The 23,229-nt window shown below is 62.9% G+C and carries 20 protein-coding genes; 17 read left to right on the forward strand and 3 right to left on the reverse strand.

Translation table 11 applies throughout. From position 1 onward, the window contains the following. Positions 1 to 586: 586 nt before the first annotated feature. The 10 genes from G3N64_RS18245 (at position 587) to G3N64_RS18290 (ending at position 14,391) form a co-directional block, all read left to right on the forward strand. The gene (locus G3N64_RS18245; RefSeq protein ID WP_205785191.1) at positions 587 to 1,291 is read left to right on the forward strand and encodes a YfiR family protein; all 705 of its coding nucleotides are present in this window, start codon (positions 587 to 589) and stop codon (positions 1,289 to 1,291) included. Next, the gene (locus tag G3N64_RS18250; RefSeq protein ID WP_205785192.1) at positions 1,288 to 2,556 is read left to right on the forward strand and encodes a diguanylate cyclase; all 1,269 of its coding nucleotides are present in this window, start codon (positions 1,288 to 1,290) and stop codon (positions 2,554 to 2,556) included. Before G3N64_RS18245 ends, G3N64_RS18250 begins: the two co-directional genes overlap by 4 nt. 85 nt (positions 2,557 to 2,641) lie before the next feature. After that, on the forward strand, positions 2,642 to 3,151 hold the full coding sequence (locus tag G3N64_RS18255; RefSeq protein WP_205785220.1) for an OmpA family protein: 510 nt from the start codon (positions 2,642 to 2,644) through the stop codon (positions 3,149 to 3,151). A gap of 340 nt (positions 3,152 to 3,491) precedes the next feature. Beyond that, the gene (gene tssF, locus G3N64_RS18260; protein WP_205785193.1) at positions 3,492 to 5,360 is read left to right on the forward strand and encodes a type VI secretion system baseplate subunit TssF; all 1,869 of its coding nucleotides are present in this window, start codon (positions 3,492 to 3,494) and stop codon (positions 5,358 to 5,360) included. 131 nt (positions 5,361 to 5,491) lie between these two features. Beyond that, positions 5,492 to 7,612 carry a type VI secretion system tip protein TssI/VgrG gene (gene tssI / locus G3N64_RS18265; protein ID WP_205785194.1) on the forward strand — a complete coding sequence of 707 codons (2,121 nt, stop codon included), beginning with the start codon at positions 5,492 to 5,494 and terminating at the stop codon, positions 7,610 to 7,612. Between the two features lie 21 nt (positions 7,613 to 7,633). Next, complete coding sequence (locus G3N64_RS18270) at positions 7,634 to 8,056, forward strand: DcrB-related protein (protein ID WP_089458709.1); 423 nt, start codon at positions 7,634 to 7,636, stop codon at positions 8,054 to 8,056. Positions 8,057 to 8,063: 7 nt separating this feature from the next. Next, complete coding sequence (locus tag G3N64_RS18275) at positions 8,064 to 12,551, forward strand: DUF6531 domain-containing protein (RefSeq protein WP_205785195.1); 4,488 nt, start codon at positions 8,064 to 8,066, stop codon at positions 12,549 to 12,551. Between the two features lie 6 nt (positions 12,552 to 12,557). Continuing rightward, positions 12,558 to 13,355 (forward strand): hypothetical protein, encoded by a 798-nt coding sequence (locus G3N64_RS18280; RefSeq protein ID WP_205785196.1) that lies wholly within the window; start codon positions 12,558 to 12,560, stop codon positions 13,353 to 13,355. 70 nt (positions 13,356 to 13,425) lie between these two features. Then, the gene (locus tag G3N64_RS18285; RefSeq protein ID WP_205785197.1) at positions 13,426 to 13,665 is read left to right on the forward strand and encodes a hypothetical protein; all 240 of its coding nucleotides are present in this window, start codon (positions 13,426 to 13,428) and stop codon (positions 13,663 to 13,665) included. A gap of 285 nt (positions 13,666 to 13,950) precedes the next feature. Next, the gene (locus G3N64_RS18290) at positions 13,951 to 14,391 is read left to right on the forward strand and encodes a hypothetical protein (protein WP_241021075.1); all 441 of its coding nucleotides are present in this window, start codon (positions 13,951 to 13,953) and stop codon (positions 14,389 to 14,391) included. 36 nt (positions 14,392 to 14,427) lie between these two features. Here G3N64_RS18290 and G3N64_RS18295 read toward each other — a convergent pair whose 3' ends face one another. After that, complete coding sequence (locus G3N64_RS18295) at positions 14,428 to 14,724, reverse strand: hypothetical protein (RefSeq protein ID WP_205785199.1); 297 nt, start codon at positions 14,722 to 14,724, stop codon at positions 14,428 to 14,430. Here G3N64_RS18295 and G3N64_RS18300 point away from each other — a divergent pair. Together G3N64_RS18300 and G3N64_RS18305 are read left to right on the forward strand one after the other, a co-directional pair. After that, positions 14,719 to 15,530, forward strand: a protein-coding gene (locus G3N64_RS18300) for an IS5 family transposase (protein ID WP_205785200.1) whose coding sequence is annotated in 2 segments (ribosomal slippage) — positions 14,719 to 15,058 and positions 15,058 to 15,530 — 813 coding nt in all. Because the reading frame shifts where the segments join, the coding sequence is not laid out codon by codon here. The genes G3N64_RS18295 and G3N64_RS18300 overlap by 6 nt on opposite strands. A 94-nt stretch (positions 15,531 to 15,624) precedes the next feature. After that, positions 15,625 to 15,762, forward strand: a complete 138-nt coding sequence (locus G3N64_RS18305) for a SymE family type I addiction module toxin (RefSeq protein WP_241021076.1) — start codon at positions 15,625 to 15,627, stop codon at positions 15,760 to 15,762. Between the two features lie 85 nt (positions 15,763 to 15,847). Here G3N64_RS18305 and G3N64_RS18310 read toward each other — a convergent pair whose 3' ends face one another. Beyond that, on the reverse strand, positions 15,848 to 16,471 hold the full coding sequence (locus G3N64_RS18310; RefSeq protein ID WP_205785201.1) for a hypothetical protein: 624 nt from the start codon (positions 16,469 to 16,471) through the stop codon (positions 15,848 to 15,850). A gap of 810 nt (positions 16,472 to 17,281) precedes the next feature. On the opposite strand from G3N64_RS18310, the gene G3N64_RS18315 reads away from it, so the two are divergent. The 5 genes from G3N64_RS18315 (at position 17,282) to G3N64_RS18335 (ending at position 22,262) form a co-directional block, all read left to right on the forward strand. Then, the gene (locus G3N64_RS18315; RefSeq protein WP_205785202.1) at positions 17,282 to 18,400 is read left to right on the forward strand and encodes a branched-chain amino acid ABC transporter substrate-binding protein; all 1,119 of its coding nucleotides are present in this window, start codon (positions 17,282 to 17,284) and stop codon (positions 18,398 to 18,400) included. Positions 18,401 to 18,581: 181 nt separating this feature from the next. Next, entirely contained in the window at positions 18,582 to 19,508 is a 927-nt protein-coding gene (gene livH / locus G3N64_RS18320) for a high-affinity branched-chain amino acid ABC transporter permease LivH (protein ID WP_205785203.1), read from the forward strand. Positions 19,509 to 19,519: 11 nt separating this feature from the next. Continuing rightward, positions 19,520 to 20,791, forward strand: coding sequence for a high-affinity branched-chain amino acid ABC transporter permease LivM (locus G3N64_RS18325; protein WP_205785204.1), 1,272 nt, complete (start codon positions 19,520 to 19,522; stop codon positions 20,789 to 20,791). Continuing rightward, a complete protein-coding gene (gene livG, locus G3N64_RS18330; protein WP_174915963.1) occupies positions 20,788 to 21,561 on the forward strand; it encodes a high-affinity branched-chain amino acid ABC transporter ATP-binding protein LivG in 774 nt (257 codons plus the stop codon). Before G3N64_RS18325 ends, livG begins: the two co-directional genes overlap by 4 nt. Next, a complete protein-coding gene (locus G3N64_RS18335; protein WP_039366289.1) occupies positions 21,561 to 22,262 on the forward strand; it encodes an ABC transporter ATP-binding protein in 702 nt (233 codons plus the stop codon). Before livG ends, G3N64_RS18335 begins: the two co-directional genes overlap by 1 nt. An 85-nt stretch (positions 22,263 to 22,347) precedes the next feature. On the opposite strand, the gene G3N64_RS18340 is transcribed toward G3N64_RS18335, so the two are convergent. Then, positions 22,348 to 23,199, reverse strand: coding sequence for a LysR substrate-binding domain-containing protein (locus G3N64_RS18340; protein ID WP_205785205.1), 852 nt, complete (start codon positions 23,197 to 23,199; stop codon positions 22,348 to 22,350). Positions 23,200 to 23,229 lie beyond the last annotated feature (30 nt).

Below are 23,229 nucleotides of genomic sequence, written 5' to 3' on the forward strand. Positions count from 1 at the left end.
GCGGCCGGCGCACGGCAGGTGACCCGGGCGCGACGATTCGAGATCGTCGCGACGACGTGGGCAGTCGCGTGCGCGGGTTCCGGCATTCGAGGGGGCGCACGATGCTCGAGTTGACCGCACCGGTTCATGCGGCGGAGTTGAATCGCTTCCGGGCGACCGGCTCCGGATATCGTGCGAACCGTGACGCTGTCCGACCATGCGATAGATGCCGCGCCGTCGAACGCGGGCTGTTGCGCCGGCAATCGCGAATGCGATGTTCCGGCTGACGGGGGCGCGGTCGAGCGAGACGTCATGTGAAATTTCGGCACTGGCATCGCGCGACGGAACGTATGAAGTTTGGCGTGCGCGTGCGTCCAATCCGCTGATCAATTTCCCGACGTCGACACCGGCTCGACATCGGCAGACACGTACGCGCGCACAGCGTCGATTCCGCATACTTTCCACCGTTTCTCGCGGGTGTTTCCCACTGGTTGGTCATGCGAATTTTTACCTAAGATGAAGCCATCATGCGCGTAATTCGGTGCCTGCACGCGCATGGAGGGAGGCAGGAGGCAGCGCCGGAGCGACGCCAGCGGATGTTGCCATCATGGATGCGAAAGTGTGCGCGTCGGCTGCCAGTCTCGCGACTGCAGCGACGCCAGCGGACGCGGCGGCAATCGCCGCGCGGACGGCGCCCGGCCGCCCCGGCCGAACCGCTTCGCTGCGCCATGCGCTGGCCGCAATCGTTTGCGTTCTGGGGGCCGCACAGGCCGTGCTCGCCGGCGCTTCCGCCGAGGCTGTCGATCCGGTCGGCATGGTACGCATGGTTGCCGCGGCGGGCCCCGCCCCCGCCGATTCCACAGTTGCGTCACACGACACGGCCGTGCGTCAGGTCGTGCTGGGCATCATCAGCTTCACCCACTGGCCGACGACACCCGTGCGCCTGCATCTGTGCGTCACGGGCCGGCCCGATTACGCACACGGCCTGACCGATACGCTGCAGGCCGGCTCGACGCTGCTCGACGTGCAGCGTGTGCGCTTCGACGATCCCGCGCTCGGCATGGCCTGCGACGTTGTCTATCTCGGCAACCTGAGCGCAGACGAGAGAGCCCGCGTGAGAGCTGCGGTGGCCGGCCATCCGGTGCTGACGATTTCGGAACACGATCCGTCCTGCACCACGGGCGGCATGTTCTGTCTCAACGTCGACGACGAACGCGTGTCGTTCGACATCAATCTCGACGCCGTCGCCCGCAGCGGCGTGCGCGTGCATCCGAACGTGCTCAATCTCGCGCGGCGGCCGGGGGCACCATGACACGGCACGCCCCACCCGTTGCCCTGTCGCGCGTGCCGCGCCCCACGTTGCAAAGCGTGCTGCGCCGCGCACACCTGCGCCTCGCGTTCGTCGCCGTCGCGATGGCCGCCGTGTCGTTGATCGTCGTGGCCGTGATCGCATTGCGAGCGTATGCCGGCAACAACCTGAACCTGCTGGCCCGCTCGCTCGGTTACACGGTCGAGGCGGCGCTCGTGTTCGGCGACCGCGTCGCGGCGGCCGAAGCGATCGGGATGATCGCCGGCGACGAGGACGTCGCACAGGTGGTGGTCACGGATAGCAAGGATCAGCCGTTCGCGACATGGCAGTTGCCCGCCGGCAGCGGGATCGCGCGGCTCGAGCGCGGCGTCGCCGACCTCGCGCTGCCCGGGCCCGTGACCGCGCCGGTGGTGCACGACGGCATCGTCGTCGGCCACGTCGTCGTGCGCGGCCGCGGCCATCAGTTCTTCGGATTCCTGCTGGGTGGCGTGGGCGGCGTTCTCGGCTGCCTGGCCGTCAGCGTGATCGGCGCCTATGTCAGCTCGAAACGCCTGCTGCGCAATATCGTTTCGCCGTTGCGCGCGCTGGCCGGTGTCGCCCACGCGGTGCGGCGCGAACGTGCGTTCGCGCAGCGGGTCGAGCCCGCGGCGATTGCCGAGCTCAACCAGCTCGGCGACGACTTCAATGCATTGCTCGACGAATTCGAAGACTGGCAGAACACGCTGCGCGACGAGAACGCATCGCTCGAACACAAGGCGACGCACGATGCGCTCACGGGGCTGCCCAACCGCGTGCAGTTCGAGTCGCGCCTCGCGCTCGCCCTCGGCGAAGCCGGGGCGACGGGGCAGCGGGTCGCGATCCTGTATCTCGACTGCGACCGCTTCAAGGAAATCAACGACTGCCTCGGCCACGACGCCGGCGACGCGGTGCTGATCGGCATCGCGTCACGGCTGCGCAAGCAGGTGCGCGAGGCCGACCTGGTCGCGCGCCTGGGCGGCGACGAATTCGCGGTGATGCTGTCGGCCGTGCGCGAAGCGGGTAGCGTATGTCGTATTGCCGACGAGATCTTGTCCGGTATGGCGCCGTCGATCGAGCTGTCCGACGGCCGCGTGGTGGCCACCATGATGAGTGCCGGCGTTGCGCTGTATCCCGATCACGCGTCGGATGCGAGCGGCTTGTTGCGGGCGGCGGATGCCGCGATGTACCGCGCCAAGCGCGCCCGGCCAGGCTCGTGGCAACTGGCGGAAGGGGTCGCGGGGGCGGCTTGAGGTTCATCGTTTCACGCTGCGGGCGAGGCCGCAGCAGTGGGTTGCAAATGCGCTCGCGATGCGGGTGCAATCGAAGGGGGCGATGATGAACAACACGTTTCCGGTGGGCATCGCGCGCTCGTGCGTCGGCAGCGCGCTGCTTTTGTGCATGCTGCTTGGAGGCTGCACGGCGCCGCCGCTTCATCGTGGATTGACGCAGACGCAGGTCACCGCGCTCAAGTCGGCCGGATTCCAGGAGACCCAGCAGGGTTTCGAGTTCGGCTCGACCGGGCCGATCCTGTTCGATTTCGATCGCTACAACCTCAAGCCCGACGTACGGCGGATCGTCGACCGGATCGGTCGCACGCTCCTGTCCGCGGGAATTAACGGGGTACGGGTCTATGGATACTCGGACCGGGAAGGCTTGGACAAGTATGACCTCGAGTTGTCCCGGCGGCGGGCGGAGATCGTGGCCCTTGAACTGGTCGATACCGGGCTGGATGCGAAGCGCATCGCGATCGTCGGGAAAGGGAAGAGCGATCCGGTGGGGGATAACAGGACCCCGGCGGGGCGGGCGCAGAATCGGCGGGCGGCGATCGTGGTGTCGCCGCGGTGACGGGGGAGTCGTGCACCGATGCGCAGCGATTGCGACGGGTTTCGTGCCGACAAGCAAGCCATCCAGCCTGTTCCCGGGAACAAGGACACGGCGTGTCGCGGTGCGGTTCGTTGTAACTATCGGCCAACATTGTCACATAGCGACCCGCACGTTCGTCCACTGGCAACGGACCTTTGTCCATATGGCATGCGAGGCCGGTAATTGGCCCAGTCCATGATTGACGATCGGGGCAGCGCAATAGATTCGAAGCGAGGTATCGAGTTGGCCGAATAGAATCGTTCCGCCCTTTTTTGAACGCCGCATCGCGCACCGGGCAAGCGCGACGGCGGCCGGAACGTGTATGGCCATCGAACCCCAGGATCTCCTTCCGCACTTCGAGCGCGAGATGGCGCTGCTGCGCCGTTCAATGCAGACATTTGCGCAGCGCTTCCCGAAAATTGCCGCTCGCCTGGCGATCGCCGGCGAGCATTCCGACGACCCGCACGTCGAGCGTCTGTTGCAGTCGTTTGCACTGATGTCGTCGTCTCATAACATCCGCCTCGAAGATGACGTGCCTGCGTTTACTCGCACCCTGTTGGAGACGCTGCACGGCGCGTTCCTGCGTCCGTTTCCTTCCTGTGCGATTGCACAATTTCATTGCGACCGGACGCGCACGCAGACAGAGCCGCAAGTCATTCCCCGCGGTGCTCGCCTGATCGCACCGATCGGTCGGAAAGTGTTTCGCATGACGGACGATGTTCCGATTGTGCCGCTGACCGTTTCGACGGTGCGTTACACCACGTCGGCGGTCGCGCCGCGAGACGCGACGTTGCCCGATGAAACGACCGGATTGCTGACAATCGCGTTCGAACTGACCTCGCCGAGCGCGACGTTTGCGATCGTGCCGGACAGATTGCGTCTGCACTTTGCCGGTGCGCGCGAGATCGTCGCGGCGCTTACGGACGCAGTCTTGCTGCTTGCGCTACGCGGGTTCACCGAGACGGGCGATTCCGGACGCTGGAAGCGTCTCCCGAGCGTCGCATTCACGGCCGCCGGCCTTGAGCCAGCCGACGCGCTGCTCGACATGCCGCTCGACGCTGCCCTCCGGCCGCTTCACCTGCTGATGGAGTACTGCGCCGTTCCGGAGCGCTTCGATTTTGTCGACCTCGACATGCGGCTGCTCAAGCGGGTCGCCGACGGCAGTCGCCGAGTCGCGCTGCACCTGGCGATCGAGGGTGTGCACCCGGACTCCCATCGTGCGCAACGCCTGGCTGCCGCGACGGTCGACCACGTGCGCCTGTTTTGTACGCCGGTGATCAACCTGTTCGCGGACGCGGCCAAGCCGATCGAGACGCATGCCGGTTGCGCCCACTACCCGGTGAATCCGCTTGAGCAGGCGAGCGCGGCGCGCGCGGACATCTGGTCGATCGACGCAGTGCGTCAGACTTCCGGCGCGGGTACGTCGGTCCTGGCACCGTTTCAATCGCTGCGGCACGGCATCGGTGCCGATCCGGGGCTGTACTGGACGGTATTGCGCGACGAGGCCAGGCGGGCAACCAAGAAGCCGGTCGATTCCGCGGCCAAACAGGCACACAAGGCTCCGGCCGAGACTGCGGACCTGCTCCGTGGCGTTGAACTGGAACTGGTCGACCGGGACGGCCGACCTGCCAATCCCGGGCGCCTCGAACTTGCGGTCCGGCTTTCCTGTACCCAGGGCGATTTGTCCACGATGCAGGAGCGTGAACTGGTCTTGCACGCTGGTGATCCGGTGGCGGAGATCAGGTTGTTGGGCCGGCCGATCCGCAGCCGGCCGCCGGCATTCCGGTACGGCGAGCTGTGGGATCTGCTGTCGCTCCTCGTGCCCCAGACGATTCGACTGGACAACGGCGGCCTGGCCCAGTTGAGGCGGCTCTGCACACGCTGGGCGGAATCCTCGGTCGACGCCGGGCGGCGATTCGATGCGCTCGTCTCGTTGTCGACCGGACGCGTTCGATGCTGGCTGCCCGGCAAGCCGGCATCGGCGTTCGTGCAGGGGCTCGAAGTGCGGTTGGTGGTCGATGAGCAGCGTTTCACCGGGTTCAGTCTCGGCGGACTCGCGCATGTCATGGAGCGATGTTTCGCACCTTACGTGCCTGTCACAAGTTTCGTGCAGATTGTGCTGATTTCAGCGCATACCGGGGTGCTGCTTCGACGCGGACAACCACGTCCGGGTGTCCAGCCGCTGATCTAGTGTCGATTATCGGTGCCTGAACGAAAACGTTTGCCGGCGTCTTTCACGCGGTCGGGTTTTGTCCTACATTATCGAGGCTTCGGGCCGGCCAGCCGGCCCACGGAACCTGAGAACACAAGCAAGGAACAAGAATGAGTTTCGCTCCGAACGGCGGTATTCCCACTGGGTTGGGCGGTAGTGGATTCGGCTCGTTGAGTGCGCTCGGCGGCCTTGCCGGCCCGATCGCATCGAGTGTCGCAGGCAGCCTCGGGCCGCTCGCGGGCCTGGCCGGGCACGTCGACACCGTCCAGCGCGCGATGCAGCTCGCGCAGACCGGCTTCTCGCTGATGGACAAGACGCCCGGCGCGATCGCCGAGGCGATCAACGGCGCCGCCAACCCCGCGCGCCTGACCCAGCTCAACCGCTACGTGACGCTCGATACGCCGCTCGGCCCGGACGTGCTGCTGGTCAGTGCCGCCGTCGTCGACGAGCACGTGAACCGGCTGCCGGAGATCCACCTCGACCTGCTGTCGCATCGCCACGACCTGCGCCCCGAGGACCTGATCGGCCAGCAGGTCAAGATCCGGTTCGATCAGCAGGCACGCCTGTCGACGCTCGAGCGCGTCGTCGCATCGGGCGCCGCCGACAACGACCGTTACTTCGACGGCTACGTGGCGTCGTTCGACCGGGCCGGCAATCCCGGCAACGTCACGCAGTATCACCTGACGGCGGTGCCGTGGTTCTGGTTCCTGACGCGCTCGACCGACTGCCGGATCTTCCAGAACAAGACCGCGCAGGACATCCTCACCGAGATCTTCCAGGAGCACGGTTTCTCCGACTTCGTGTTCGATATCCGGACGAGCCAGAAGCCGCTCGAGTACGTCGTGATGTACCAGGAGAGCTACTTCAACTTCTGCGCGCGGTTGATGGAGCAGGAGGGGCTGGTCTGGACGCACCGCTACGAGAAGGACAAGCACATCCTGGTGATCGGAGATTCGAACCTGCTGTTCCGCCCGATCGACGGGCTCGCAACGGTGCCGTTCGCGGCCACCGAGGCGAGTGAGGACAGCGGCATCGACCAGCTGCACGAAGGCCGCCGCTTTGGCGTGGGCAAGGTCACGTTCCGCGATTTCAACCACCAGAACCCGTCGTCGCCGCTGATGCTGGTGGAGGCCGGGCCGCAGAACCTCAAGCACGCGCGGCTTGACGCGACTGAACGGTTCGAGCACCAGTCGTTGTACGACCATGGCGACGACGGCAACCGCTACGCCCGTTTCGCGATGGAGGCCGAGGAGGCGCAGGCCCATCGCTATACCGGCGGCGGCTACGCGTGGCGCATGACCACGGCGGGCGCCGTCGCGGTGGCGAATCACCCGGTGCTCGAGAACAACCAGGAATACGTGATCCTGCACGTGCGTCACGAGGCGGTGAACGACTACACGCAGCACAGCGCGAAGCTGCCGTACCGCAACAGCTTCGCGCTGCTGCCGAAGAAGGTTCCGTATCGCGCGCCGCGCGGCACGCCGAAGCCGGTGATTCATGGCACGCAGTCGGCGATCGTCGTCGGCCCGAAGGGCGAGGAGATCTACACGAACGGGAGCGCCGTGAAGGTGCACTTCCCGTGGGACCGGCGCGGCAAGAAGGACGGCTCCGACTCGATGTGGGTGCGCGTGTCGCAACCGTGGGCGGGCGACGGCTGGGGCGCGGCCGCGATTCCGCGGATCAAGCAGGAAGTGCTCGTCGCGTTCAACCAGGGCGATCCGGATAACCCGGTGATCGTCGGCCGCGTGTTCAACGGCGAGCAGGGCAACCCGTATCACGGTGCCGCCGGCCAGACGATGGGGATCAAGAGTCAGACGCACAAGGGGGCCGGTTCCAACGAGCTCTTGATGAGCGACGTGAATGGTGCGCAGATGCTCTACATGCATGCGCAGAAGGACATGCATACCGTCGTCGAGGACGCGCAGTGGACACAGGTTCTCAAAGGTGACCGGACCGTCGAGGTTGGGAAGGGCAACCATACGACGGCCGTCGCGGTTGGCAACCTGTCAGACGTTGTCGTGCAGGGCAATACGCTGCATAAGACTCCGCAGGGTGTGCATACACTCGAAGCCAAGGAACTCTGGATCAAGATCGGTGGCGACGGCGGCACGCGGATCCACATGACGGCTGACTCGATCGACATCTATAAGGGCGATTCGGTGATTCACCTCGATGACAGCAACATCAATATCCAGGCGTCCCGAACCGACATCAATCCGAAGAACGGCTAACAACCATCAGGATCACAAAGCATGTACCAGATGCAGGAAGGCACGTTGGCGCTGCCCGTGGAGTGGCAGGACAAGACGATGAACGTATTCGTGTCGGCGGCGGCCGGCACGGAGGGCGTGAGTTTCGTGATCACGCGCGAGCGGCTGCCATGGGGAATGAAGTTTGCCGAATATGTGACAAGCGAAATCCGGAAGGTGGCGAAGCAGGTGCCGGATTATTCCGAGGTCGCAAATGAAGACGCCACGGTGTCCGGGCGCGCCGCGCACGTGCACGAGTTTACGTGGACGAACAATCAGGCGCTGATTCATCAGCGGCTGACGATGGTGGAATACGGGCCGGTCGTGCTTATGCTGACCTTCACTGCTCCCGGTACGTTGAGCGACACCCAGCGCGAACAAATCCGGGCAGTGATTCAGAGCCTTCAGTTGCGCGATCCGATCTGAGGCTGCAATGTCGGACACGCCAAATTACAACGAGCCGAGCGGCAGCGCACAGCAGCGTCTCGATCGGATCGCCAAGCTGGAGGACGGTGACGCCGCCAAAGCGGCCGAGCAGCCGTTTTACGAGAACCTCAACTACGGGATGCTCGGTGCCGACGCGGGCCTGACCACGCTCGAGGGGACGGCAGCCGGGTTGAGTGCGGCGGGTACGGCGTTGGCGGGTGGCGCAACCGGCGGAGCGGCTTTAGGCGCGGGGGCGGTCGCGGCCGGTACGGTGATGCTGCCGTTGGCGATTGCTGTCGGTGGAGCGTGGGCGCTCGACAAAGTCGGCGTGACGGGATGGCTCTCAAAGGAATTCACGCAGGTCGGTGACGCACTGGGCCTCACGATCGGCCGTGGCGATCCGCATCCCGCGTGTATCGGCGATCGGATCGCGCACTCGTCAGGATTTATGGGGATCCTCGCCGGCATTGCCGTAGGGGTCGCGATTGGTGTGGCGGTGGCGGCGACCGTGGCGACAGGCGGACTCGCCGGGGCATTGATCGTCGGCGCGTGCATGGCGGGCGGCCTGACGTTGGGCGGTGCGCTCGCGTCGGCCAGCCAAAGCATGGGCAGCAACTGTGGCGAGATCGTCACCGGTTCGGGCAATGTGTATTTTGAAGGTAAAAAGGTGGCGCGCGTCACGGACCTGGTGAGTTGCGAGCATCATTCCGGCGTGCCGCAGCCACTCGTCGACGGCAGCAAAACCGTGTTCGTCAACGGCCTGCCGCTGGTGCGGATCGGCCACGAAACGCACTGTAGCGGCAAAGTCAATTCGGGGCGTAACAGCATCTGGATCGACAAGACGACCGGACACTACGGCCCGAAGAACCCGGAGTTGTCCGCGACTCAGGAATTCCTGGCGGGTTTGCTCGGGGGGATAGTCGGCGGCGGTGTCGGAAAATTCGCCGGCAAGGGGTTGCGCGATAGATTCAGGCCCGAGCCCACCAGATCCGCTGAACAGAGCGGCGTCAAGGACGAGAATCGACCGAAGTGCAAGGATCCGGTTGATCCGGTATCCGGAGAAATGCTGGAGATTCGCACGGATCTCGCCATTCCGGGCATCCTGCCACTTGAATTCAAACGACGCTATCGGACTCGATCGGACGATCATGGATTGCTCGGTCACCGCTGGTCGGATAACTGGTCGCAGCATCTGACATTCGCCGACGGTCGCTTCGTGCGATTTCACGACGGTGCAGGTCTTGTGATCGGCTTTGACGCGCCGGACATGGCGCTCAACGGCATCAATCTGCGCGAGCCACGTTATCGGCTGGTCGGAAGCCGGCTCGAGCCGCGTATCTTCGATCGCGATACGCGGCAACTGCGTATTTTCTCGCCTCTTGTCTACGGCAGTTCTTCTCGCCTCGAGCGGATCGAGGACCTCGACGGTAACGCGATCGTTCTTTCTTACGACGTTACTGGCCGTTTGAGCGGCATGGCTCATAGCGACGGCTATCGGCTCGAGGTGACCTATCACGGGCGCGACCGTCGCCTGCAACGGATCGTTCTTCACGATGCGGATGGGGATTCCCGAACACTCGTGGACTATGACTACCTGAACGGCATGCTCACCCATGTGGCGAGCTGCCAGTTTGGGCAGTTCCATTACGCGTACGACGCGCACGGCTGGATGACTCAATGGCGGGATACCGATCAGACCGATGTCCGCTATCGGTACGACACCGCTGGTCGTGTAGTCGAGACTGGCACGCAGCAGGGTTATCACACAGGTCGGTTCATCTACGAAGCCGGTCGTACACGCGTGATCGATGTCGACGGCGAGTGGACCTACGACTATAACGATGAAGGTCTTGTAACGGCCGAAACCGATCCGCTCGGCCATTGCACCTGCTCCGAATGGGAACTCGGTCGTTTGACGGCCCGGATCGATCCGCTTGGGCGACGGACGGACTATCGCTATGACGATCGCGGCCAGTTGATTTCGATAGCGGAGATATCGGGGCGAGCGACTTGGCTTGAATATGACGCCGATCAGCGCTTTACCGGCGTTATTCTGCCGAACGGTGGGCGGATCACGCTTGAGTACGATCATCTGCACCGGTTGATTGCGCGCACCGAGCCGGATGGCATCAAGACGACCTACCGCTACGGCCCGAATGGTGAACTGTTGCGCATCGTCTCTGGTGATCGTGAGACCCGCCTTGATTACGACGATCGGTTGCGACTTACTGACATCGAGTTGCCGACCGGTGCGCGCTTGCGGCGCAAGGTTGACGTGCTGGGCCGGGTGCTGGAGGAAACGTCGCCCGACGGGCATGTGACCCGCTTCGATTTTGCCGACGGTCCCGCCAATCCGCGAGGCCTGCTGAGCGCGATTATGCGCCCCGATGGCTCAGTGTCGCGAACGCGATACAACAGCGAGGGCCTGCCGGTCGAGTGGATCGATCCGCTCGGTCGCAGGATCCAGCGAGCTTATGGCCCATTTGATCTGCTCACGACGTCGATCGACGCGGTCGGCCATTCCACGCGTTTCGAGTACGATCACGCGACCCGGTTGACGAAAGTCGTCAACGCACTGGGCGAGTCCTACACATATCGCTACGACGCGGCTGGTCGTTTTGTGGCCGAGATCGACTGGGGCGGCCGCGAGACTCGGTATGAGCGCGATCCCGCTGGTCGCCTGATAACCAAGATATTGCCGGACGGTGGTCAGTGGCGTTATTCGTACGACGCACACGATCGGCTTATCGAGGTCGACGCGGGTGATGTGCAACTCGCATACCGTTACGATGCGGGCGGGCGACTGACATCGGCCGAGGTACGAGGGGAACGCTCTCATGTGACGCGCTTTGCTTACGATAGAAATGGACGTGTGATCGGCGAGGATCAGCATGGCGAATTGTTGCGGCACGTCTACGACGCTGACGGGCAGCGGCGCCTGCGGATGACGCCTCGGCGGGAGACGGTCTACGCATATGATTCGTTGGGTGCCTTGACGCAGGTAAGCGGGCTAACGATCCTGCGCGACGGCTTGGGGCGCGAAATCGGTCGGCAAGCGGGGGAGTTCGTTGCGCAGCAACACTACGATGCGCTCGGCCGCATTCGTCGACAGATCGCGGGTCCTACCGTCGCGTTCGATGCCTTGCAAATCGACCCGGCCCGTGCGCTCGAGCAATTGACGAGGCAGGTCTATCACTACGACGCGGCCGGACAACTGGAGCAAGTCGACACCGACGCCGATACGCTCAAGTATCGGCGTGACGCACGTGGCCAGATCGTCTCTGCGGAAAGTCTGCTACAGGCTGCTGAGCACTTCCGTTATGACGCGGCGATGAACATTGCCGCGCATGGGCGGCAAGCTCCCGTGGACGCTCATCATTACGGCCGAGGCGGCTTGCCGGAGCGGATCGGCTATGCACGCTATCGTTACGACGCACGTGGCCGCACGATCGAGAAGACGGTCGAACAGCCTGGGTTTCGGCCGAAGACGTGGCAATACACGTGGGATGGCTTTAACCGGATCGTAAAGGTCGTGACACCCGAACGTGGCGTCTGGCTATACCGCTACGATGCCTTTAACCGCCGGACCGAGAAACTGCAACTCGGTAGTCGCGAAGCCGTGAAGTTCCTTTGGGACGGTTCGACTCTGGCCGAGCGCTGGATCGAGCAGCGGGACGGTACGACGGGACAGGTGGTGACGTGGCATATCGAGCCAGGAAGCTTCGCGCCACTGGCACAGGAGACAAATGATGGTCTCTATCCGATCCTGACGGATCAGGTTGGCCGCGCGAAGGCGGTATTCGACGTACGCGGCAAGACTGTCTTCAAAGCCTCTCATACGCTCTGGGGAAAGGTGTTGCCGGTACGAGGCGCCGCTAACGATGGCGACGTTGTGCCGATTGACGAGACATTGAGGTTTCCGGGGCAATGGTGCGACGAGGAATCGGGGCTGCACTACAACCTGCATCGCTATTACGACCCGGACTCAGCACAATACCTGAGCATTGACCCGCTCGGACTTGCAGGCGGATTCCGGACTCAGGGCTATGTGCATGAGCCGAGCGAGTGGGTCGATCCGTTCGGATTACAGCAATGCCCAGAACGGGAAGTCAATGGTACGAAGATATACGGCAAGGGGCAAAAGGACGGAACGCCGGGGCACGACCAGTTCTCAGAAGTGATCGCAAACAAGCTCGCAATGAGTGGGAAATTCAAGGAAATTTATCTGAATCGATCCTACAATTTTGCTACGGATAATGCGGTTTCAGCGCGACGCCCCGACATTATGGCTGTAGACATTAATGGTAGAGTGCATGCCATAGAAATGGCGTCCCGGACCGATATGGGTACAAAATTGCGAACGCTAACGACGCGAAATTATGATGCGATGCAAAATCTTCCTCCAAGTGAGCGAGGAGATATCCTGGTGTTTGAGCATCCGTATGATGCGCGGGCGATAAAGACTGATCTGGATAATTTGATATCAGGAATCTGAGAAGACATGAGCGCAGGAATCGTAATTTACGGGACTGATCCGGCACAGGCCGCGTCCGCTCTGGAAGTCGCTGAAAACCTCTTTCTTCAATTTGGTGCAGAGGCAACTAGGGCGATTTTTATGGAGTTCGTCGTTCGTGGTGGGGAGAGGATTATCGATGATCATGAAACGACTCTCTCTGACTTGAGGGCGAAAATTTCTACTGGGGAAGTCACTGCATTCCAGGTGTGTAATGACAGAGAAAAGGGGGGGGCTCCGACTATTTCATTTGGCAACAATGTTCCGGAATTTGGGGGGCTGTCATTTGTCGATGTGCAGATCGAGAGGCCAGTGTGTGAGATAAATGAAAAGATAGAGGTATTTCTGGAGAATGTTGCGTCGCACTTGAGTTGTAAATACGCCATCGCTTACGATGCAGAAAAATCATCGGTCGCGTATAAATATTCGACTGGCGTCAATTTGGCTAGAATTTTCCCTTTTGAGAATACGTCTCTTTTCACGAGGGAACTCCCCGGTAGGGTGCCAGGCTCGGCGAGTTATGAAGGAGCAAAACTCAGGATGATTTATCCCTTGAATGTACTCAACGAGGAGCACCTGGAAATTCGCGTCAACGATCTTTCATTGAGGGAGTGGATCACGTCTGACTCATCTCGGGGATCCCTAAAGAGCATTCCAAACGGCATGTGGCTCTGGTCGGTCAAGGGGACGGACTTGCCCGAAGTAAACAACGCTTGCGGAGAGGCGGGAATATTGCTCGCCTGGCAAAAGGCGCCTGCGAATAAGCCGGCGCGGAAACTACCGTGAGTTCGTTCCCGAAGCGGCGCCGATCGTAAGCGACTCGGCTGGTTTCGTATTCGTGTGCGCGAAGGAGGCGGTGAACGACTGCACGCAGCACAGCGCCAAGCCGCTGTACCACAATGGCTTCGCGCTGCTACCGAAGAAGATTCCGTGCCGCGTGCCGCACGGCACGCCAAACGTGAAACTTACCTACCGCTACGATGCGGGCAGACGACTGGCATCGGCGGAGAACCGAGGGGAGCACCCTCATGCGGCGCACTTTGCCTACGACAGGAACGGCCGCCTGAGCGGCCAAGATCAGCACGGCGAGCTGTAGCGGCAAGTCTACGACGCCGATGGGCAACGCCACCTGCGGCTAGGCGCGAGACAGCCTAGGCATATGATGTGTCGGGGGTGTCGATACAGGCAGGAGAACCGACAATCCAGCGTGATGACTTTGGGAGCGAGATCGCCCGACAGGCGGGAGGCTGCCGGTTGGATGGGAGCCTGAGACATCGTTCTACCCGGCAGCCGGATCCGGCGGACAGGATCAGTTCCTTGGAACAACCAAATCGTGGTCTGACGACTGGATTGTTCTGGTCGACAAATGAGTGTGAGTGGCATGAATCAAGATATTCAAAGGATGCTTCGTCGCTATCGCAATCGAGACATTGATTTGCAGCACCTGCGCGTGTGGTTAGACAACGAGGGCGCGCGTGTCGAGGCACAAGTTCCACGCGGTCAATTGCTGAAGCTTAAACGAGGAAGCGAAGCCCAGAGCAATGGAGTGGTCGCACTGTTGCTTCCGGCGTGCGCGTACTGTCTCAGGGTCGGTTCGCCAAAACAGTTCGTATCACGCCTGGAATATCAGCAATATTCGCAACGTCGTGACACTGCCGTTGCCAGCGGAGTCCTCGCGGAAATTGCTCCACCTCCTTTTGATTCAGAAGGTGCAGGATCGGCAGGTTCTGCAATGTACTATCGCTGCACTCGGTGTCATGCGATTTGGGTATTCGTGGAACCTGAGAAAGCGGAAAACGGCTCTTGGAATAGAGTTATTTAGAATTATGAGCGAATGATGTTGCTCGTAATCGATGTATTATGTAATGTAAATAATATTTTGACTGATATCGATTTGGAGATCTCCAAGCCAGGATTTTTCGATTTTTTTACTGGCCTGGACTCCGACGATGTGCTTGACAAAAGGGACGCTGCGCCGTTCGACGATCTCTGGATGCAGGCATTCAACGATGTCGAGGAACTCGCCCTCTCCGTCGACGACAAAAAATGCTTGGACTCTGTTAGAAGCTGTTGCGAAATTACGGATTAGGTCTGTTAACTTTTTCGAGAGGGTGTTAACTTTCTGTCTTGTTTTGCCCGACAGGAAGCGATGCACCAAGAACTGATAGACGACGAGCTGTGGTCACTCATCGAACCTCTGCTGCCGAAGCGAGCTTCGCGGAACCGCCGATATGCGGGACGCAAGCCGACGCCGGACCGAGCGGTGCTGACCGGCATCGTATTCGTGCTGCGCTCGGGCATCGCCTGGAATCTGCTGCCGCATGAAATGGGCTGCGGCTCTGGCACCGCGTGCTGGCGGCGACTGGTTGCATGGCAAGAGGCGGGCGTCTGGCAACGCATCCACGAGACGTTGCTGGCGGAGTTACGCCGTCGTGGCCAACTCGACATGGCACGCGCCATTGTCGACAGCTCTTCGGTTCGCGCGATGCTGGCGGGAAAAAAACCGGCCCGAACCCAACGGACCGGCGCAAGCTCGGCAGCAAGCATCACCTCATCGTCGACGCGCAAGGCATCCCGCTCGCGGCTATCTTGACTGCCGCGAATTGTAACGACATCACGCAACTCGATGCGTTGGTCGAGGCAATTCCTCCCATTCGAGGAAAGCGCGGACGTCCTCTGCGCAAGCCGAAAATTGTTCAGGGTGACCGGGGCTACAGTTCCGAGCCGCACCGGCAGCGCCTGCGCGAACGCGGCATCACACCCTTGCTTGCCAAAATCGGTTCGCCTCATGGCAGTGGCCTCGGTAAAACGCGCTGGTTCATCGAACGTTCCTTTGCCTGGCTTCATGCGTTCAGACGGCTCAAGATTCGCTACGAACGGTACGCGCACGTGCATGAAGCATTCCTCTCACTCGCGTGCTGCTTGATTTGCTGGAACAAACTCAAGACAGCGCCCGATTAATTTCGCAACAGCTTCTAAGGCGAATCATAAAGCACGTCCCCCGAAGACGGAACGTTTCGTAACGATCCAGGAAATGTGGGGTACCCCGAAAACCATGGAACCGAGACCGGACAAGTTCTATCCGTACATGAAAATCGGTGGGATGTGGCTGGTCAACGATGCGGGTTTTGTTCCGGGCCGAAAGGCGCAGATCACGATTGAGCCGGGCAGGCTGATCATCACGCAGCTGTAAGAGGCAACGCCGCGGGATGCGGCCGCGCTGCGCGACGTCGCGCAGCGCGCCGGGTAGGGCAGTCGCTACTGGCCGCCCCAGCGCATCACCAAGCGATATTGCAAGACGACCGCGACGTCCCCGCACCGCCCGTAGCCGTGCAATGCGTCCCCGCGCCGTTGTCATAAAACGTTCGCGTCTCCGGTTGCGGCACCGAAGGATCGAACGGATTCGGCGCACCATGCGGACCGCGCGGAGCATCGTACGGCCGCTGCGGCGCATACGAACCGCCGCTTCCGGCAGGCTTCGAGCCGTTAGCGCGCAGATATTCATTCCAGTTCTGTTCGCGCTGTTCATATCCAGGCACGGCGCGACCAAAACTATCGCTCCCGCCCGCGCCGAGCGCGACGCGATTCGACGGCAATACCAGATCGGACTCGTCCTCAGCCGAAGGCGTCGGCGCCACAAGCGCATCGCCCGTCACCCGCAGCGGCCGCGTATCCGGCGTATCGAACGGTGTGCGTTCCACGGGCGCAGCGTACTTCACTTGGCGGCGACTCATACGCGCCGCATGCCCCTCATCCCGAGCAGCAGCCCTGCGCTCCGACCGAAACACATTGGCACCGGCCGACCGATCAACCAGCGAATCGCGCCCCGAGGCATTAGCGGTGGAAACAGAAAGCGCACACGCGATCGCGGCGGCGGAAGAAAAGCGGAAGGGGTGATTCATCAGCGTTCCGAAGCAGGTGATATGCAATGAAAAAAAACGGCAGATCACTGGCTGGCGGCTGGGCGACGGAGGGCCGTCGAAGCGGCCCGGAAGCGGTTGCGAAGCGCGGTGTGCGCGACTCACAGGAAGGCTGGCTGGATTGCAGAAGCGAATTCGTATTATTTCATAAAAATAACAATCAACTTACATATGTTTAGTTTTGTTTGTAAACAGAAGGGTTGGCCGCCTCGGTCGAATGTCCCGGGTTGGTGCCCACCCAATCAATCCTCAGTGGATTGATTTCCAGCGATCGAACCGTTGGCAGCCCAAAAAACGCGCCGCGCAGGATCAACGCTCCCAGAACGCCAGGCGCAGCAAGGCATTCAACCATATCGGCGCACCGGATAGCAACCCGATTGCACCCCAGGCAAACGTTCTCGCCCCCACCTGGTTGCGCCCCGATCGCCACCGCCCCCCTGCAAAACCCTCCGTGTTTTCCCTCAGTCGACCGGCATTTTTGACAGACGTTTTAAAAACCCCCATATAATTTCGACTGCCTTGCCAACAGCTGTCGGACCATCCCTCCGATCAAGCGATTTGGCAAGCGGGGCAGGCGAAACGCTTGCGCAATGCAAGACGCATCACGATGTCTTTCCGAACCAGACGTCCCCTCCGGGGACTGCAAGAGCCGGGCCCCGCTACGCAATATTCCGCTGGAGTTCCGTCTTCTATGTGTCTCGGGCGTGTCCCATGTCCTCGCCCCGGGTGCTGTTCGATTGCGCAAGTCATGCCGCCTTTGCCCGTATGACTAACAACATCGAGGAGCTCCTGATGACGCTGTCCCGTCTTACGTCCATTTCCGTCGCCGCCGTGCTGTTCGCCGCCGGCGCCGCTGCCGCGCAAGCGGAAACCGTGAAGATCGCCATCGCTGGTCCGATGAGCGGTTCGGTCGCCCAATACGGCGACATGGTGAAGGCCGGCGCGCTCACCGCGATCGAGCAGGTCAACGCCGCAGGCGGTGCGGGCGGCAACAAGTTTGAAGTGGTGATGATGGACGACGCATGCGAACCGAAGCAGGCCGTCGCCGTCGCCAACAAGATCGTCAGCCAGAAGATCAAGTACGTGATCGGCCACGTGTGCTCGGGTTCGACGATCCCCGCCTCCGACATCTACGAGAACGAAGGCATCGTGATGGTCACGCCGTCGGCCACCGCGCCGCAGCTGACGGAAGGCAAGAAGCGCCACTTCATCTTCCGCACGATCGGCCGCGACGACCAGCAAGGCCCGGCCGCCGCGCACTTCATCATCAACAACGTGAAGCCGAAAAAGGTCGCGGTGCTGCACGACAAGCAGTCGTACGGCCAGGGCATCGCGTCGTCGGTGAAGAAGGACCTCGAAGCCGCGAAGATCCCGGTCGTGCTGTTCGAAGGCATCAACGCCGGCGATTCGGACTACTCGGCGATCATCACGAAGCTGAAGTCGCAAGGCGTCGATTTCGTCTACTTCGGCGGCTACCACCCGGAAATGGGCCTGCTGCTGCGCCAGGCGCGCGAGCAGGGCGTGAAGGCCACGTTCATGGGGCCTGAAGGCGTGGGCAACAAGGACGTGACGGCGATCGCCGGCCCGTCCTCGGAAGGCATGCTCGTCACGCTGCCGGCCGACTTCTCGGCCGATCCGGCCAACGCGGGCCTCGTGAAGGCATTCGCGGACAAGAAGCGCGATCCGAACGGCCCGTTCCAGATGCCTGCGTACGCAGCGGTGAAGATCATCGCCGACTCGATCGCAGGAGCGAAGTCGACCGATCCGACCAAGGTCGCCGCGTACATGCACAAGACGACGTTCGACACGCCGATCGGCAAGGTCGCGTATGACGCCCAGGGCGACCTGAAGGCGTTCAAGTTCGTCGTGTACACGTGGCACAAGGACGCGACGAAGACCGCCGCCAAGTAAGACGAAGTACCCGCCCACGCAGCCGCCCTGTCCGAGACCCGGACGGGGCGGCTGCGTATCGTCCGCGCATCTGCCCATTGCGCGGCCACGGGGCGGCCCGAGACGACACCGTGCGTTGCGCGCGGCCACGCCGTGATCCGGCGACGGCAGGCGACATGGCGCCAACGGGAGCTTCCCGCACATGACTGACTTCTTTCCCCAATTCGCCCAGCAGCTGGTCAACGGCCTGACGCTGGGTGCGATCTATGCGTTGATCGCCATCGGCTATTCGATGGTCTACGGCATCATCGGCATGATCAACTTCGCCCACGGCGAGATCTACATGATCGGCGCGTACGTGGGCCTCGTCACACTTACTGCAATCGGCATCTCCGCCGGCTATCCGCTGCCGCTCGTGCTCGGCGCCGCACTGATCGTGTCGGTGATCGTCACCGGGCTGTACGGCTTCGCGGTCGAGCGCGTCGCGTATCGGCCGCTGCGCGGCGGCCCGCGCCTCGTGCCGCTGATCTCCGCGATCGGCATGTCGATTTTCCTGCAGAACTACGTGCAGATCGGCCAGGGCGCGCGCGACGTATCCGTGCCGATACTGATCTCCGGCGCATTCGACATCCATCTCGGCGGCGACTTCGACGTGACGGTGCCGTATGCGCGTCTGCTGATCGTCTGCGTGACGATCGTGCTGATGATCGCGCTCACGCTGTTCATCTCGCATTCGCGGATGGGCCGTGCGTGCCGCGCGTGCGCCGAGGACATGAAGATGGCGAACCTGCTCGGCATCGACACGAACCGCGTGATCTCGTTCACGTTCGTGCTCGGCGCGATGCTGGCGGCCGTCGGCGGCGTGCTGATCGGGCTGACGATCGGCAAGCTGAACCCGTATATCGGCTTCGTCGCGGGCATCAAGGCGTTTACCGCCGCGGTGCTCGGCGGGATCGGCAGCATCCCGGGCGCGATGCTCGGCGGCGTGCTGCTCGGCCTCGCTGAAACCTTCGCCGCAGGCTACATGCCGGCCGAGTACAAGGACGTCGTCGCGTTCGGCCTGCTCGTGCTGATCCTGCTCTTCCGCCCGACCGGCCTGCTCGGCAAGTCGGACATCGAAAAGGTTTGAGGGAGACGCAGATGAGTCAAGTCATTTCCGTTCGCCGCCCTGCCGCCGACGCGTCGGTCGGCCAGTCGCTGAAAAATGCCGTGGCCGCCGCGTTCCTGACGGCGATCCTCACGATCCCGGTGCTCGGGCTGCAGCTGAAGCTCGAAGGTTACCAGGTGGTGCTCACGCCGCACTGGCGGCCGGTGTGGATCGCGGTCGCGGGCGTGTTCCTGTTCCAGCTGTTCAAGCCGTGGCTCGTGCGCGCGAAATCGGCGGTGAAGCTGCCGGCGATGCCCGCGATGGGCGCGCAGCAGCAGCGCGTGATCGTCTGGGTGCTGCTCGCGGTCGGGCTCGTGTGGCCGTTCTTCGGCTCGCGCGGCGCGGTGGACGTCGCGACGCTCGCGCTGATCTACGTGATCCTCGGCCTCGGGCTGAACATCGTGGTCGGTTTCGCAGGGCTGCTGGATCTCGGCTACGTCGGGTTCTACGCGGTCGGCGGCTACACGTACGCGATGCTGAACCAGTACTTCGGGCTGTCGTTCTGGGAGTGCCTGCCGCTCGCCGCGATCGCGGCCGCGACGTTCGGCTTCCTGCTCGGCTTCCCGGTGCTGCGCCTGCGCGGCGACTATCTCGCGATCGTCACGCTCGGCTTCGGCGAAATCATCCGCCTGCTCGCGAACAACCTGACGAGCCTCACGGGCGGCCCGGACGGCATCTCGGGCATCCCGAAGCCGACCGTGTTCGGCGTCGAGATGGCGCGCAGCGCCAGCGTCGAAGGCGCGAAAACCTTCCATGAACTGATCGGGCTGGAATACAGCGGCGACCACGTGGTGATCTTCCTGTACCTGCTCGCGCTCGTGCTGGTCGGCTTCACGCTGTTCGTGACGAGCCGCCTGATCCGCATGCCGATGGGCCGTGCGTGGGAAGCGCTGCGCGACGACGAGATCGCGTGCCGGTCGCTGGGCCTGAACCCGACGCGCATCAAGCTGTCGGCGTTCACGCTCGGCGCGGCGTTCGCGGGTATCGGCGGCGCGTTCTTCGCGGCGCGTCAGGGCCTCGTGAATCCTGAATCGTTCACCTTCATCGAATCGGCGCTGATCCTCGCGATCGTCGTGCTCGGCGGGATGGGCTCGCAGCTCGGCGTGATTCTCGCGGCGATCCTGCTGACCGTGCTGCCGGAAGTCGCGCGCGGCTTCGCCGAGTACCGGATGCTGATCTTCGGCCTGGTGATGGTGTTGATGATGATGTGGCGTCCGCAGGGCCTGCTGCCCGCGAGCCGTCCCCACGTGGAGCTGCCGCAATGAGCGCGAATGCAGAACTGTTGAAGGTCGCCGGGCTGCAGATGCGCTTCGGCGGGTTGCTCGCGGTGGACGGCATCGATTTCGACGTGCGCCGCGATGAAGTGTTCGCGATCATCGGGCCGAACGGCGCGGGCAAGACCACGGTGTTCAACTGCGTCGGCGGCTTCTACAAGCCGACCGGCGGCGACGTCGTGCTCGACGGCCACGCGATTGGCGGGTTGCCGAGCCACAAGATCGCGTTGAAGGGCCTCGTGCGCACGTTCCAGAACATCCGCCTGTTCAAGTCGCTGACCGTGGTCGAGAACCTGCTCGTCGCGCAGCATCGCAAGGTGAAGGCGGGGCTGCTGCCGGGGCTGTTCTCGACGCCCGCGTATCGTCGTGCCGAGAAGGAAGCGCTCGAGCGCGCGGCGGTGTGGCTCGACCGGATGGGGCTGACGTCGGTCGCCAACCGGCCGGCGGGCACGCTGTCGTACGGGCACCAGCGGCGTCTGGAGATCGCGCGCTGCATGATCACCGAGCCGCGCCTGCTGATGCTCGACGAGCCGGCGGCCGGCCTCAACCCGCAGGAGAAGATCGAGCTGCAGCACCTGATCGACAAGCTGCGCCGCGAGTTCGGCGTGTCGGTGCTGCTGATCGAACACGACATGAGCCTCGTGATGGGCGTGTCCGACCGCATCCTCGTGATGGAGCACGGCCGGCCGATCGTCATCGGCACGCCGGAAGCGGTCCGCAACGACCCGCGCGTGATCAAGGCGTATCTGGGGGAAGAGTGATGCTGAAGCTGGAACAGGTCCATACGCACTACGGCGCGGTCGAGGCGCTCGCGGGCGTGTCGATCGAGGTGAACAAGGGCGAGATCGTCACGCTGATCGGCAGCAACGGCGCCGGCAAGACGACGCTGATGATGACCGTGTGCGGCACGCCGCGCGCATCGTCGGGCCGCGTGCTGTTCGAGGGCAAGGACATCACCGCGATGTCGACGCACCAGATCATGCGGCAGGGGATGGCGATCTCGCCGGAAGGGCGGCGCGTGTTCCCGAGCCTGACGGTGCTCGAGAACCTGAAGATGGGCGGCTTCTTCGCGAGCCGTCACGAGATCGACGACGGCATCGAGCACGTGTTCAAGCTGTTTCCGCGCCTGAAGGAGCGCGCGACGCAGCGGGCCGGCACGATGTCGGGCGGCGAGCAGCAGATGCTGGCGATCGGCCGCGCGCTGATGAGCAAGCCGCGCCTGCTGCTGCTCGACGAGCCGACGCTCGGCCTCGCGCCGCTCGTGATCGCGCAGATCTTCGACATCATCCGCACGATCCGCGACGAAGGCGTCACGGTGTTCCTCGTCGAGCAGAACGCGAACAAGGCGCTGGGCGTGGCCGATCGCGGCTACGTGCTCGAAACGGGGCGCGTGGTGCTCGCCGATACGGGCGCGAACCTGCTCGCGAACGACCGGATCAAGCAGGCGTACCTCGGCGGTTGACGCCGGATGCCGCCGGCCTGCAACGGGCCGGCGGCGCTTCCTTCCTTGCTTTCTCATGCAAGGCCGGTTCCCGGCCTTGTCTTCGCTATCCGATCCTGAACGTGCTTTTCAGTACGTCGCGCAGATGCAGCGCGGCGCGATTGCTGTCGTCCGTCAGGATGGTGATCTGGTGCGGCGGGAGATCGGGCAGCACGATCCCGGCGACGTGGCTCGTCAGGTTGCCGGACACGCGATCGTGCTCGATCAGGCCGACCGCGAGGCCGTTGGCGATACAGGCTTCGACCGCCGGCGAACTGGCGCTCTCGAGCAGCATCCGGTACGGGATTTTCGCCTTCTTCAGCGCGTTCAGCGCGGTGTCGCGATACGGGCAGCCCTGCAGTTGCACGGCGATCGGCAGCGGCGCATCGGGATTGAGCTTGAAGGTGCGCGCGGCGACCCACACCGGATGGGTCTTGCCGAGCAGCTCGGCGTGCGGCGGCGCTTTCGGCACCACGGCGATCGTGATGTCGAGTTGGCCTCGGGAGAACAGCAGTTGCAGTTCGTCACTGGAGCGCGCTTCGACCGTCAGTTCGAGCAGCGGCCGGTCGGCGGCGAAGCGCGGCAGGAATTCCGCCATGAAGTGCGCGGCGTACGAATCGGGGATGCCGAGCCGCAACTTGCCGGTCAGCATCTGCGGCGACAGCGATTCGACGAGCCGGTCGTGGCTCAGCAAAAACTCGGTGGTGTCGCTCAGCAGCTTGTGGCCGAACTGCGTGAGTTCGACGGCCTGGTTGTTTCGCGTAAACAAGCGCTGCGCGACCATTTCCTCGAGCTTCTGAATCTGTGCGGTGACCGACGACGGGCTGCGATTCACATGGGCGGCCGCGTCCTTGAAGCGGCCGAGCTTCGCAACGGCGTGGAAGGTGCGCAGCAGGTCGACGTCCAGGGTGCGCGGCATGATTTCGTTTTTCCGAATCAGTGATTCAGG

Source organism: Burkholderia sp. Ac-20344 (assembly GCF_017104975.1).
GTDB lineage: Bacteria > Pseudomonadota > Gammaproteobacteria > Burkholderiales > Burkholderiaceae > Burkholderia.